This is a genomic window from Alteromonas sp. KUL150 (assembly GCF_009811475.1).
In the GTDB taxonomy this organism is placed as follows: Bacteria; Pseudomonadota; Gammaproteobacteria; order Enterobacterales; family Alteromonadaceae; genus Alteromonas; species Alteromonas gracilis.
Window position 1 is genome coordinate 83191 of record NZ_BLIJ01000003.1, and the last position, 14139, is coordinate 97329.

The 14139-nt window shown below is 43.1% G+C and carries 13 protein-coding genes; 7 read left to right on the forward strand and 6 right to left on the reverse strand.

The genetic code is table 11. The features are described from left to right. Window positions 1-164: 164 nt before the first annotated feature. The gene (locus GVO62_RS00700) at window positions 165-941 is read right to left on the reverse strand and encodes a hypothetical protein (protein ID WP_159117311.1); all 777 of its coding nucleotides are present in this window, start codon (window positions 939-941) and stop codon (window positions 165-167) included. Between the two features lie 221 nt (window positions 942-1162). Here GVO62_RS00700 and GVO62_RS00705 point away from each other — a divergent pair, with 221 nt between their 5' ends. After that, on the forward strand, window positions 1163-1558 hold the full coding sequence (locus tag GVO62_RS00705; RefSeq protein ID WP_105930993.1) for a DUF2750 domain-containing protein: 396 nt from the start codon (window positions 1163-1165) through the stop codon (window positions 1556-1558). Between the two features lie 10 nt (window positions 1559-1568). Next, window positions 1569-1961, forward strand: a complete 393-nt coding sequence (locus GVO62_RS00710) for a SufE family protein (protein ID WP_159117312.1) — start codon at window positions 1569-1571, stop codon at window positions 1959-1961. A gap of 19 nt (window positions 1962-1980) precedes the next feature. On the opposite strand, the gene GVO62_RS00715 is transcribed toward GVO62_RS00710, so the two are convergent. Then, window positions 1981-3252 (reverse strand): glycosyltransferase, encoded by a 1272-nt coding sequence (locus GVO62_RS00715; RefSeq protein ID WP_159117313.1) that lies wholly within the window; start codon window positions 3250-3252, stop codon window positions 1981-1983. 480 nt (window positions 3253-3732) lie between these two features. Between GVO62_RS00715 and GVO62_RS00720 the strand changes: the two genes are divergently transcribed. Continuing rightward, entirely contained in the window at window positions 3733-4578 is an 846-nt protein-coding gene (locus tag GVO62_RS00720) for an HDOD domain-containing protein (RefSeq protein ID WP_159117314.1), read from the forward strand. A gap of 39 nt (window positions 4579-4617) precedes the next feature. On the opposite strand, the gene GVO62_RS00725 is transcribed toward GVO62_RS00720, so the two are convergent. After that, the gene (locus GVO62_RS00725; protein WP_159117315.1) at window positions 4618-5433 is read right to left on the reverse strand and encodes an acyl-CoA thioesterase; all 816 of its coding nucleotides are present in this window, start codon (window positions 5431-5433) and stop codon (window positions 4618-4620) included. A gap of 170 nt (window positions 5434-5603) precedes the next feature. On the opposite strand from GVO62_RS00725, the gene GVO62_RS00730 reads away from it, so the two are divergent. Beyond that, the gene (locus tag GVO62_RS00730) at window positions 5604-6926 is read left to right on the forward strand and encodes a spinster family MFS transporter (protein ID WP_105930998.1); all 1323 of its coding nucleotides are present in this window, start codon (window positions 5604-5606) and stop codon (window positions 6924-6926) included. A gap of 70 nt (window positions 6927-6996) precedes the next feature. Continuing rightward, window positions 6997-7800, forward strand: a complete 804-nt coding sequence (locus tag GVO62_RS00735) for an alpha/beta hydrolase (RefSeq protein ID WP_159117316.1) — start codon at window positions 6997-6999, stop codon at window positions 7798-7800. Between the two features lie 50 nt (window positions 7801-7850). On the opposite strand, the gene glgC is transcribed toward GVO62_RS00735, so the two are convergent. Then, on the reverse strand, window positions 7851-9137 hold the full coding sequence (glgC, locus tag GVO62_RS00740; RefSeq protein WP_120959761.1) for a glucose-1-phosphate adenylyltransferase: 1287 nt from the start codon (window positions 9135-9137) through the stop codon (window positions 7851-7853). Between the two features lie 862 nt (window positions 9138-9999). On the opposite strand from glgC, the gene GVO62_RS00745 reads away from it, so the two are divergent. After that, entirely contained in the window at window positions 10000-10530 is a 531-nt protein-coding gene (locus GVO62_RS00745; protein ID WP_159117317.1) for an SRPBCC family protein, read from the forward strand. 71 nt (window positions 10531-10601) lie between these two features. Next, the gene (locus GVO62_RS00750) at window positions 10602-11756 is read left to right on the forward strand and encodes an MFS transporter (protein ID WP_159117318.1); all 1155 of its coding nucleotides are present in this window, start codon (window positions 10602-10604) and stop codon (window positions 11754-11756) included. A 4-nt stretch (window positions 11757-11760) separates the two neighbouring features. Here GVO62_RS00750 and GVO62_RS00755 read toward each other — a convergent pair whose 3' ends face one another. Both GVO62_RS00755 and GVO62_RS00760 read right to left on the reverse strand, forming a co-directional pair. Continuing rightward, window positions 11761-12738: a transposase gene (locus GVO62_RS00755; protein ID WP_159117319.1), complete on the reverse strand. Its 978-nt coding sequence runs from the start codon at window positions 12736-12738 to the stop codon at window positions 11761-11763. Between the two features lie 501 nt (window positions 12739-13239). Then, the gene (locus GVO62_RS00760) at window positions 13240-14136 is read right to left on the reverse strand and encodes a hydroxymethylglutaryl-CoA lyase (RefSeq protein ID WP_159117320.1); all 897 of its coding nucleotides are present in this window, start codon (window positions 14134-14136) and stop codon (window positions 13240-13242) included. Window positions 14137-14139 lie beyond the last annotated feature (3 nt).

The following is a 14139-nucleotide window of genomic DNA, read 5'->3' on the forward strand; positions in this document are numbered from 1 at the left end:
GTCAGTTGTTTCACGTTGGAGCAAGTTTACCAGAAAGCGAAGATGCCCTTAATGCTCAATTTTTTGTATATTAATGCAATAGGCCGATTGTATAGATTAAGTTTATTTATAGCTTACGCTGAAAATGAGCTGTAAAGAGTGTTGTCGTTGGCCTGAGGTGCCCACTAAAGGGTGTCAACTACCATGTTCTTCGAAGCACTTGTAGCCTGAAATTGCATACCTAATTTAATTAAGTATTCGAACCATGCGTTAGCATCTCGCACGATATTATCGACAAGGTTTTCATTGTTCAGAGCAAGTTCAGGCAGCAATGCATCGACACATTGTTTGAAAGACACCCACGATTTAGCACACTCAGACATCGCTTTGTAATAATGAGTAGGAATGGCTTGCTCCATCGCATTTAACCGTCTTGAAATGATATTTGCCCCCATTGATGAGCCAAGCCAAACGTAAATGGCGGCTATCGCAGACGTTATTGGTGAACGAAAAGTAGGTAGCAAGTTTGAATGAGCATGGGTGTCTTTAGATGTGCGCTCACCAAGACCACTTTTTACTGAGCTAGTCTCTTTATCCGCTGCAAAAGTACCGTAAGAACTATCAGGTTTTGTTTGGTGGGTGTCTCTGTAAGAAGGGTCATGTATTCCATTCAAAATAGTGTGGTTAGCATCTAGCGCATGGATGTCTTTGCTAATCGCGGCTAACACCGCATTGCTGTCAATCATCGCGGCTATTTGAGCTAGCCTTGCTTCTGCATCTCCCGCTTGCTTTACTGCACCAGCGGTGGTTTGGTGAAACTCCTTCATAATCGCAAGTACCGCGCAATACGCTGCCTTATTAAACAGGTGTTCGTGATGATAAATCGAAAAAGGAAAAGTGTTTTCTAAAGCAGTGTGGTTTGCTTGGGTGTCTTGCTTAAGAGCAGTGAAAAGGTTTCGCATGGCCTAAAGTTCTTCTTATTCTTGCATATGCATCATCGATTCTATGTAACGTTTTACTGAATGCTTTGCTTACATGGTAATCGTGGGTGTCTTTGTACAACAACAATATCATGGGTGTCTTTGTAAAGGGTAGAGCGTGAGGAAGTTTTTCACGTTTATTGCATTGCGCCTAATAATGGTGCGGGTATACTTGCGGCAAATTTAAAGATAGGTAAAAACACGTGTTCCCAGAAACTATTGCAGACAAGTTAAGTGATGCTGTCATCGAGCAGGCGATGAAGCTAAGCGCCGAAGAACGACAAGAGCTGGTGGTCAGCTATATTGCTAAAGCGAATGAAATCTGGTTGGTGCAAGGCACCGAAGGGTTTGTGATGTTCGAAGATGGAGAAAACGTGCAATTACCCGTTTTTCCTCATAAGGACTTAGCGCAAAAGTTTGTAAGCATGAACGATATACAGGGGCAGTGTGTGAATATCGCGCTTGACGAATTTACGCAAACTTGGTTGCCCGGTTTAGAGAAAAACGGTGTGGAGCTTGTGATGTTTCCAACCACAAGCGATGTTGAAAACTTAGTGATGACTGCCGAAGACTTGGCTGCAGAATTAAACGGTAATTAATTCGTTTTTTATGATTTCTGAAGATGCATTGTTACCTCTTGCACAATCGCTCGCAGATGCAAAAGGGTGGGATGATTTTACGCGAACACTGATGTTATCGGGAAAAGCGCTAGCGCCATTGCCGCTAGACGCACGAACCGAAACAAACGCAGTGGAAGGGTGCGAAAGCCCAGTATGGATTGCTTTCTCGGAGAACGAAACACGTGTGATGGCCTACTCTCCGAGTAAGGTAATTAGGGGTGTACTTGCGGTGTTATTGGAAAAAGCGAACGCTTTGACGCAACAGCAGCGCGAAACCTTCGACTATGAACAATATTTGTCGCGCTGCCAGCTCGAACGTTATTTAAGTCAGTCTCGTGGAAATGGTATAAAGTCAGTAATAGCTAAACTCAAAGGCCTTTAGTTAGCGAGCTTTTACTGGCTTATTTATTTTTAGCTTCTATCCACTGACTCATATACTTACTGGCATTTAGTGTCTGATGCCATAGAAGACTTTGCATAAACAAAGTTTTTCTGTGTCCGTCAATCTCGTTTTTTAAGCTTATAATTTTATCCGTTAATGAAATGTCGGGCTGTTTTGCACTAAATATGTCGAGTGTTTTCTTCGCTTGAAGGCTAGCAAATTCCCACACGTCTTTGTTGGTATACAGCGACACGGCCTGATTAACGTAATCTTGAATAACCTCTGGTTTTGTGATGTCGGTGCTACACACGGCACCCGGCCATAAATCAGTCTGTGAGCTGCACTCAGTGCTTTCATTTTTGCTTTTAGAAATGATTCCTTCTACACCTACCCATGTGGTAATCGATGGCGTAGAGCAGCGCATTGCGTCGAGTAGTTTTCCTTTTATCCCTGCGCCAAAGCGCAGGGGGGCAATTAGCACTTTAGCGCTAGCCATTAACGATGTAACGTCTTCTGCCCAACCTTTGACTAAGAAACCTTGTTTGTCGTTATGCAACTGTGTCGCTTTTTTAGGAGGGTAGGCGCCGTAAATGTGAAGCTCTGCATCGGGAAGCGCTTTTTTAATAGCGGGCCAGAGCGCTTGCTTAAGATGCAAAACTGCGTCCCAATTTGGAGCATGACGGAAATTTCCGATATGAATGAAATGTGCACGCTCTTCAAAAGTCGTCGAGTATGAAGGTGTTGGCCCCACAACCAAAGGATGGTAATACAGTTGCGACTTTGGTACGCCATAATGTTCGGTAAGAAGTGCCATCTCAAATTCGGAAATTATCAGAGTGAGGTCGCTCCTTAAAATGGCCGCTATTTCTCTTTGCGCGAGCTCGCTATTTAACGCTGCATATTTGGCATCGCCACATCGCTTAACGGCGTCATGTCTAGCTTGACGAAGGCTATGCATATCTTCTGTATTTAAAATACGCACTGCATTCGGACAGCTCTCTCTCACACGCCATGAAAACTGTTCTTCCGTCATATATCGGTCGAAAATAACCACGTCCGGCTTCAACTTTTCAATTAAGGTGTTGAATGAGCTGCAGTTCAGTGCAACTGAATAAGTATCTACACCAAGCGTTGACAAGTCTGCCTTATGTTCACTTTCAGATGCAGCAGTGAGGAATGACACGTTGAAGTTATAGGATACACAGCGGGTGATGATCGATTGCATGTTCTGGCCCGCTGCTGATGAATTTGGCTCAGGCCACACGTAACCAATGATTACTACATTTAACATGATAGTGATTTTTTAACTTTTATTAGAATTGGCGTCAAAGCGACATGATTTTAAACGCATACATGCTAGCACAATTTTCTCTTTTGATATCATTCAAGACAATACGCCCAAGAAAATCTAATTCTTTTAGGTAATTACCCTGAGTTTTTCTTTGTTTTACAATAATCGGTATAGATTTTAGAGCGGCGCGTTATAATAATGGCGCGTCAGCTACTACAAATAAATGGTGTAATTTCGGCCGATAGCGACGCCTAAATAGGCAAAGGCTTTTTTCAAAGTTTGAAACTAGGCGCTAACAGGACTCACATTACGAAAAATAAAGCGTTTTAGTAACGTAATGATATCTATGGAAATCATACTTTTTTACTAGAGCGTAGTTGTTGACCAACCCGTTTTTTAAGCCTATACCTTAACAAAGAAGGCGAATGGAGGTGCCTTGAACGCTAAATTGGGAAGGGCGGCATTAATGAGAGTGCACGAATGAATTTAGAAGAACTAGTTTCGAAGGCGGAAAATCTCTTCGTTTTACCAGACTCGGTTACCCGGCTAAAAGCTTGTATGGATGATGAAGCTTCAAGTATCGATGACATCGGCGATATTATTGCTTTCGACCCCTCACTAGCGACACAACTGCTGCGGGTTGCAAACTCTGCGTTATATCGGTTTCCAAACAAAATAGATACGGTAACCCGAGCTATACAAGTCGTGGGTACACGTTCCACTTATGATCTTGCGCTCGCCTATGGCGTGAGTCAGGCATTTAGTGATATCGACGGTCAATTAGTTGATTTGGATAAATTCTGGGAACAGAGTGTATCGTGCGGACTGTTGGCCAAATACTTTGCCGACATGCGCAATATACGCGAGCCGGAACGTCTTTTTGTTGCTGGTTTACTGCATAATATTGGTGAGTTAGTAACGGTTTCGTTACTGCCAGAATCAGCGACACGATGTCAGGCTTTTAACACGCGTGTTAGTCCATCTGAGTTGCAGTTTGGTGTTCTTGGCTTTACCTATACTGAGTTGTCTGCGAAACTCATCGAAAAGTGGGGCATTCCTAGCTCAATACATACCCCCATTGCTAACATTCACAAGGGAGATGATAATGCAGAAGGCATTGAAGATAAGATATTACAGCTTTCTTACGTTTTAGCCCTTGATAATGTTAACCCTGAGATATATCCAAGCTATCACAATCTAAAACCAGAACAGCATGAAGCGCTTTCATTAAACCGAGAGGATTTGGAAGATGCATTAGATATCACTAATCTACAATGTATCTCAGTTATATCCTTGTTTAATCCTAACGCGTTCATGTTGTATTAACTTGAAGCGCATATTGCGCTTCAAGGGAAAGCGTAGCTGTTAGTCGAATACAGCTACGGTTTGTCTACTAATTGCAATTACTTCATTGTCCTTGTCCCATATCGTCGCTTCAGTGTGCCCATATCCGTCAGCCGCTTGTCGAGTATGCGCCTTATACCCAAACCAGTCCGTTGGGCTTACGGCTTTATGAGGATGAATAAACTCTAAATTCCAGCTCACCGTGCTCGCTGGAGCAGGTAGCTTCATCATTTGAAGTAGCGTTGGCGGCCACGCATCAATCATGGTGATAATGTGAGCGTCAGTAATAGCCTCTGGAGCGTGTTTAAAACGCATAAATCCGTGGTAGTGACTCGTTTTTCTGCGGGTGAAAGGAATACCGCCATCCTCTATGGCTAAATCAAAATAACGCAAAAACTTAGGCGTAACTTTTGGGATTTGAGGAATAAATTTAGCTTTAGTAGGAAGCGGCATGTCATGTTTCTCAGTATTTTCAACACGAATGCCAGACTGTCTAGCAACACCAAAACACGCTTGAGAAAAAACGCAGCTCTTGCCTTCTTGAGTCGCATGCGCGGTGAATTGAGAAACGTTTTTACCCGCTCTAAGCAACGTAACCTCTATGGAAAAGGGCGCTTCAAGTGACAATGGCCCAACAAAGTTAGTGGTGAAAGAGCGCAATACTTGATTATCAGTGACTTGCTGCTTTACCGCTGTGTATAGCATGCCTGCAGAAATACCACCGAATGCAGTGCGGCCTTGCCCCCATGTTTTCGGAATGACGAGTCCATCAACGCGCCATGTATTGTCAGATGTTTGTGATAATTGAGGAATATTGAGCAATTCGTCTACTGTCATGCTTACTTGTCTGGTCTGATGAGTTGTATGAATATAATCGTACCCTAAGCGCTGTCGGACGGAAAGCCTGACTTAGTAATTCTCGTTATGTTTACAAATAAGTAACAATTAGTTGTCTATTTTTTTACCTGATGCGTAGACTGGGGATATCGTCACTTAAAAGGACTGTTATGGCCCATACTCACGTTGAAGGTGTTCCTGCTGCAGAAGCTGGGGTATCTAGAAGTTACCGGAACTACGTTTTATTCATATTGACCTTGGTCTACGCTTTTAATTTTATCGATAGACAGATTATTGGGATCCTCTCTCCCTTCATTAAAGCCGACTTAGGCTTGGATGATGCCCAATTAGGATGGCTAAAGGGTATCTACTTTGCCCTTCTTTATACGGTAATGGGGATCCCCATTGCATGGCTTGCTGACCGCTACAGCCGCGTTAATATTATTGCTATCTCACTCACATTGTGGAGCGGGTTTACCGCTGCATCGGGCTTAGCAGCGAACTACATGCAGCTAGCTATTGCACGAATTGGTGTGGGTATTGGAGAGGCGGGTGGTAGCCCTCCTTCGCACAGCATCATTTCAGACCTGTTTCCCAAAGAAAAGAGGGCGGGCGCACTTGCGATTTATTCGTTAGGTATTCCCTTTGGCGTTATGTTGGCATTTTTCGCCTCTGCCTTCTTTTTACAAGGTGGCTCGGCTGACTGGCGTACCGTTATGTATAGTGTGGGCATTCCAGGGGTTATCCTTGCTATATTACTCAAGCTTACAGTGAAAGAGCCCTCCAGAACAGCATCTGCGCCAAGCGATGACATAGCCAATAAACCAAGCGTAAAGTCGTCGCTAAAAACCTTGCTTAGAATACCTACTTGGTGGGGAATGGCGCTGGGTATCTCATTTGGTTCTTTCGGAAACTACGCAATCTCAACATGGGTGATTGATTATTATGTGCGCGCCTTTGCGGGGTTAGATATAACACAGCTGCTCATCGTGTTTGGTATTATTAACGGTACCGCTTATGCCCTTGGTGTTTGGTTAGGTGGTTATATTGCCGACCGTTGGGGGAAACACAATAAAAAAGCGTACGCGTTACTTCCTGCTATTGCGTTGATCATTGGTGTTCCCGCATTCTACATGTCTCTTCAAGTGCAAGATTTATGGATGTCGGTTGCATTAATGGCGCTGCTGCTATTTACCAGTGGCTCTTACTTGGGCCCTAGTTTTGCAATGGCGCAAACCCTTGCACCGCTAAACGTAAGGGCAATGTCTACAGCGCTCTTTTTCTTTGTTCTCAACATTATTGCGCTGGGTGGTGGGCCTACACTCACGGGTATTATTAGTCAGGCTCTGGTTCCTTCTTTGGGCGAAACAGAAGCGCTTAGGCAAGCACTTATTTACCTAGTGATACCCTATGCGATTTCTATTGCTGTATTTTTGTGGACGAGCACTAAAATAGTAAAAGACTGGGAAATGGCAGAAGCAAGGGGCTTGTAGTATTATCATCACTTTCTTCTAAGGGGCTGATTTTAAGCCCCTTATTTGTTTATATTTGAGGGAGTCTTCGGTGTCTTCGACTGATTTAAGTTTCCACTTTGCCCATGCAAATGGATTTCCCGCGGGAAGTTATAATGCGATGTTTTCCGCACTGCCTGATAACTTTAATCGTTTGCACGTTGAGCGTTTTGGCCATGATCCCAAGCTGCCAGTTAACGGTAATTGGCGAAACCAAGTTCAAGAGCTCATTAAGCATATAAAAAAAGAAAACAAAGATCCTCGTGGTGTATTTGGGGTAGGCCACTCATTCGGCGCCGTCATCACTTACATGGCAGCTTGCGAAGCACCAGAGTTGTTTAGAGGGCTCATTTTGTTTGACCCCCCTTTGGTGGTAGGCCCGCTTAGTTATTTTTTTAGATTTGCCAAGTATACGCCTCTGATAAATAAGCTTACTCCAGCTAAGCTTGCGCAAACACGAAACACGAGTTGGCCAAAAAGTACCGATATGGTCACGTATTTTCATGGCAAGGCCTTGTTCAGAGATATGGACAAGCGGTGTGTAAGAGACTATGTGAAGTCGGTAACAGCAGAAAAAGGAGACGCTATATCGCTTACCTTCAAAGCTGATGTTGAGGCATCACTGTTTCGAAATATACCGCATAATCTTGGCAAGTATAAAGGGAAGTTAAAATGCCCGGCGATTTTAGCAACGGGCAGTACAAGTAAGGTATGTAGACCAGAAATGTATGCTCGACTAATGAAGCACAACAATATTGAGCACGTTGTTTTGGACGGCGGGCATATGTTCCCTCTAGAACACCCAGAAAGGGTTGCCGCGTTTATCAAAGAAACCCTTACACATTGGAATTGTTAGCGAGAAGCTTGATTTTGGCGCTAATGCGCCAAAATCAAGTTTATGGCTTTTTAATCAGACTTTTTAGTGGGGCTTAGGCCACCAACGGGTTGTCCAAGCATTTCTCTTGTAACAAGAACCACGCCTTTTTCTGATACGCGGAAACCACGAGCTCTGTCTTGTTCGTGGTCGTATCCAATGGTGGTGCCTTCTGGTATCACGCAACCGCGGTCGATAATTACTTTCTTTAGCTTGCAGTGACGTTTAATCTCAACATCGGGAAGGATCACTGCGTCCTCAATGAGGCCGTAAGAGTGAACCCTAACGTTAGAAAAGCAAATAGACGAGCGCAGTGTGGAACCAGAAATAATACAGCCACCTGAAACCACAGAATTAATTGCTTCGCCCCTTCGGTCATGGTCTTCCCAGACAAACTTCGCAGGTGGCAGCTGTTCCTGATAAGTCCAAATTGGCCATTTTCTATCGTACAAATTAAGTTGCGGAACCGGTGCGACCATTTCCATATTGGCCTCCCAGAAAGAGTCTATTGTACCTACGTCTCGCCAATAAGCGTTGTCGCTACCGCTCTGTTCGAAGGGAAACGCGTATACGGGATGGTCAGCGATGATAGATGGAATGATATCCTTCCCAAAATCCCGTTGAGAACCCATGTTTTCGGAATCTACGCGTAGCTGTTCGAAAAGAAACTCGGTATCAAACACGTAATTACCCATTGAGGCCAAGCATCGAGATGGGTCATTGGGAAGTGGAGTAGGGTTGGCAGGCTTTTCTTCAAATCCGATAATGCGGTAGTTTTCGTCCACCGACATTACGCCAAAAGCGCCAGCTGCCTCTTCAACGGGTACTGACATACAAGAGACGGTCATTTTAGCACCCGATTCCTTGTGCTTAGCCAGCATGTCGCCGTAGTCCATTCGATAAATGTGATCGCCGGAAAGTATCATCACATATTTAGGGAGCTCATCTCGGATTATATCGATATTCTGAAAAACAGCGTCGGCAGTGCCTTCGTACCAGTTGTCTGAGAAACGCTGAGAGGCGGGTAAAATCTCGACGGATTCACCAAGCTCTTTCTTGAAGTGACCCCAGCCTCTGACTAAGTGCCGGATGAGAGAGTGAGACTTGTATTGTGTGACAACACCTATTCGCCTTATGCCTGAATTAACACAATTCGAAAGGGGGAAGTCGATAATTCTAAATTTACCACCAAAGTAAAGTGCTGGCTTAGCACGCCAAGTGGTGAGTTCGTGCAACCTAGACCCTTTACCTCCGGCGAGGATAAGCGCATAAGTATCGCGTGTTAAGTTACTGATGTAACGTGAACTCTGATCTGCCATTTCCTATAAACTCCTGTCAAAAAGCGATAGTTGAATATCGATAGAAATATAAAAAGAAAGCGAAGTGTTGCGATTGATAGCGCTATACATTGAACCCCTTGATTGAGGGGCTTTTTAATAACATAACTTCATATTACACAAGATATTTTAGAATGACAGTGTGATTTATAACCTTTGTGATGAAATAGTAAATTTATTTAAAATTTTGTTTTTGGCAGTGAGCCCCTCCATACAAAGACACCCACTTTAATGTTTGACTGCACTCCATACAAAGACACCCACCTTAATGTTTGACCGTGTCAGTTTTCTTTTTAAGAAATTTAGTCAAAAACGGAAAAATTTAAGCAAGACACCCAACAATACGTAAGCAAGACATCCAATCGAAGCTTAAATATTTTGAATTGGTACTGACCACTTAAAAATAATACTTACCAAGACACCCAAGATAAAAATGCAGCATTGAGTCTTAGCGAGGTGCTAAATCCACTTTATCTAGTACCCTTTGCCAATAAAACAAGACACCCATCTCATAAACCAAAGCCAATTGCTCATCACTTAGCGAAACGCAATGAAACGATATCGACTGTGTTGACTCAAAAATATTCTAGTTCCTGAAAAAGTTTTTCATTCGATAACGTTTAGCGCATCTTTTGGGCAGCGAGTCGGTTAGGTGCGCTTACATCTGAAGTCATTCTTTACTAAATACGGCTAATTTTATTATTGATACCTTTAGTCGAGAGCTATGGTTGGGTGTCTCGCCAAGAGTTTAAGGTCAATATGTGCGCTAGGAAGACCAATCTGTAGGTGACAAATGTTAATCAAATGTTATATTTGGGCGGCTGACTTTGACTTGGATTCTCAGATGAGTGTATTGAAAAAACTTTTAGTGTTAGTAGGCGTGTTAATTACACTGTTTGTAGCCACAAGTTTCTTTATTTCTAAAGATTACAGTGTCGAAAGAACGATTGTTATTAATGCAGAACCATCGGAAATTTATCCGTATGTTGTTGACTTAAAGGAATGGAGCAAGTGGGGAGTATGGTTCAAACGAGATCCAAATATGGAGCTCGAATTTTCTGGGCCCGATAGAGCTATAGGTATGCGATCTGAGTGGAAAAGTGAAACTGAGGGTAACGGTGAAATGGAAATTACCCAGTTAGAACATAACAGACGAGTTCTCTATCGTCTTTACTTTCCAGATTTTGATATGGGCTCTAATGGGGCGGTAGAAATAAAGCCTACTTCTAACGGTTCTATCGTTACTTGGCGTGATGAAGGCACAGTAGATAATAACCCTATTAATCGTTACCTCGCTCTGATGATGGATGGCATGATTGGTCCAGACTTCGAGATGGGGTTAGAGAACTTAAAAATCCTCGCTGAAAAGAGCTGAATAAACAGCTCAACCTGATCTCAAAAGAACGTCACCTAGTATTAGAGACAAAGAGTCAACGCTAACGAACTATGAATCAAAAAAAACGACTCATCTCAGGCTTATCGCTCAACAAATTAGCCGACCTTTTAATTTCCGCCAAAACAACGCTTACAGCACTTCTAGTGAGTGTAGGAGCTCCTGTATGGATGATTGGCTGGCTTGTTCCAATAAGGGAGTCTGGCGCACTTCTACCTCAAGTACTTATCAGTGTTTATCTTCGAAATCATGCGGAAAGACACAAGGTTTGGCGTCTAGGCATGTTCATCCAAGCATTCTCAGTAATTGGAATTATAGCGTCTGTAACTCTGTTTACTGGATTTACAGCTGGGGCGGGAGTGTTACTGTCTCTTGTTATTCTTAGTATTGGTCGTTCAGCGTGTTCTTTAACAGTCAAAGATATTGAGGCGGACGTTGCGAAAAAGGGCAAACGAGGTAATTTAATTGGCATCGCGTCGACAATTTCAGGGCTGGTAACGCTATGCATTGCTATCCCATTAGTTGTTTTTGAAGGTGCACTTTCTTCAAATATGCTTTTAGTAATTTTGTGTGCAAGTTTGCTTTCGTTTGGTGCTACTTTGATTTGCGTGTGGCCTATCAAAACACGTGTAGATGTCGGTGATAAGTCACGCGACACCTTTAGTGTTGATTTCGATTCTACCGTTTATAAATTTATATTTGTAAGAGGGTTGTTCGTCCATTCTGCATTAGTCGCCCCTTACTTCATGATTGAACGCGATGGAAATGTGCAGGAATTGTTGCCAATTTATATTGGCGCTGAAGCACTCGCAGCGCTGTTATCGTCCATAGTCTGGGGTAAAATTGCAGATAAGAGTGCAAGGCTCACACTTCAGCTTTCTGGAGTTCTCGCTTTATTTGCATGTGTAGGGCTTCTCACCCTAGATTCAACGTCTATTTTCATTTCGGCCCTTTTGTTTTTTGTGCTAGCAATAGCGCATGCGGGAGTTAGAACAGGAAGGAAAACATATAGCTTGGATGTGAAGGAGGGGCACGAAAGAACCGAGCTCGTTGGATTTTCTAACACGGCTATAGGACTCATTCTATTAGGTTTCGGCGCGCTTTACGCAGCTTTGACATCTATTCTATCTTTTACCGTCGTTTACATTATGTCGGTAATGCTTGTGCTAGCGATTTTAGCAACGGTCATACTACCTAATGAAAAGTAGCAGTCTAACCACCTAAGCACGAGGCTGCTGATTCTAGCTTTGCTATTCTCTTTCTGTTCGTACTTTTCTTGAAGAGCTCCATGGATTCACGGTCTCCCGCGGCAAAGGAGAACGTGTCTTCAAAGTTTGTGATCATTTGGAGCCATTTGGCTTGATTAATACCAAGCTTCGTTAACCTGTTATTGAGTTTTATTACCTTGGAATCTGAAGAGTTGTCAGTCATCATTTCTATTGAGGAATTTAGAAGCGCACAGTAATCTGTCAAGAAGTAATTAATGGCGCGACTTGGGTTCACGGTGGCGATAGTTTTAAACGGTATGAGCCCTTTTATACGTTTACTTTTAGCGATGTAGCGCAGCCTTCTGTTTATGCTAGTATGTAACGAATCGCGTAGATGAGTGGCTACTTTTGCTCGTACTGGATTCAAATCGACATAAGCCATGCACGACAATAACGCCTTTTCCGTCAACAGGGCTTGAGAACGAAATCGACCCTCCCAAAATCGGCCTGTACAGTCATCTTCTGCGTTGGCTTTCCTGGCAATATATTCATTAAGGTTCCTCATGAACCAACTAATATCGTGAAGTCTTCTCCTATAAATTTCAGCAGTATTTTGTATTGTTTTTAATTCACTCTCGCTTACCGATTCACCTCTTAAATACTTTCTGGTAAGCAGCGTTCCTTTATGCATTTTATGCCATTGCACTAGCACATTGTCTGTAGACCAGGAACAGGCAGCTTTTTTGTCAACGCATAGCACTATATGCACGTGGTTACTCATCACGGCATATGCACAGATGTCGATCGCGAATATGGTACCAAGAAACAAAAGTCTTTTTTCGACCCACGACTTTCTGTGTTCGTAGCTAACATCGTTTTTTGCGTCGTAGCCACAAAGATAGCTTCGACGGACGCACCGTGAGATGCAGTGATAATAGGGAGTGTCTTCAAGACTTATTAGAGATTTTCTACTTTGAGCCATTTTATCTTGTCAAAAAAGCTTACGGTCGCACGACCATATCAACATTTAGTGCATCTTGTGACCTGACTGAAAGCACTGTTTAGGAACAGGTTTAACGAGATAAACAACAATGAAGACACCCATTGTATTTTTAACTTCTGAGAGGTTTAGTACGAAGAAGCAAATATAAATATTTAAGGCGTTGATTGCAGGTAAGTTACGAAGGTAAGTTAGGAAGACATCCAACGCTAGAATGGTAATCCAAAAGATAAGTCACAAAGACACCCAGCGCTATATCGTCTCATTTCCTTTCAGACAAAAAGGTTGGTGTCTGATATGTAGTTATTTCCAAATCTATTTGTAGCAGAGATACATCTAGAAAAATTACGAAAGGATGTCTTTTAAACAGAGTAAATTTGTATTGGGTGTCTTCTTATCCTTATGCAGTATTTTTGAAGGTCGCGTTTATAAGCTGTTAGTCAAACGAGTTGCGTGTATTTTCATACACGCAGTCTCGAGTAATCATTTCGCAAGAAGGGCATTAGCAGCCTTTGAAATAGGCGCGCGTCCCAATGTGTCAGAGATATATGAAGATGCTCTAAGTAAGGCTTTCATATCAACTCCTGTAGAGACACCCATGCCATCAAGCATGTAAAGCACATCTTCAGTAGCCACATTACCGCTTGCTCCTTTAGCGTAAGGACAGCCGCCAAGGCCTGCAACCGCAGAGTCAATAGTTGATACGCCATACTCTAAAGCGGTATATAAATTGACGAGTGCCTGTCCGTATGTGTCGTGGAAATGTGCTGCTAGCTTATCGATGGTGACCTCTTCCAATACACTCTCTAGCAAGAGACGTGTTTTTAATGGTGTACCCACACCAATCGTGTCGCCTAAAGACACTTCATAGCATCCCATATCAATCAGAGATTTGCTTACTTCTGCCACCGCGCCGGGGGCAATTTCACCCTCGTAAGGGCAGCCCATCACACACGAAACATAGCCTCTAACTTTTATGTCGTTTTCTTTAGCCATGCTGAAAACAGCCTCGAAACGCTTCAAACTTTCGCTGATTGAACAGTTGATGTTTTTCTGTGAAAACGACTCAGATGCAGCGCCGAAGACTGCTACTTCCCTAACTCCTGCTTCAATTGCAGTTTCTAGCCCCTTGAGGTTCGGTGTGAGAGCCGAATATTGGACCCCTGGGTGAGCATCCAATGCCTTGAAAACTTCATCGGAGTTGGCCATTTGAGGCACCCATTTAGGTGATACAAAACTTCCGGCCTCTATGCGTTCTAAACCTGTAACTGAGAGCAACTCAATAAGTTTAACCTTTTGAGCGGCAGTTAATGCCAACTTTTCATTTTGTAAGCCATCACGTGGACCAACTTCAACAATGCTTACTTTTTTTGGAAACATGCC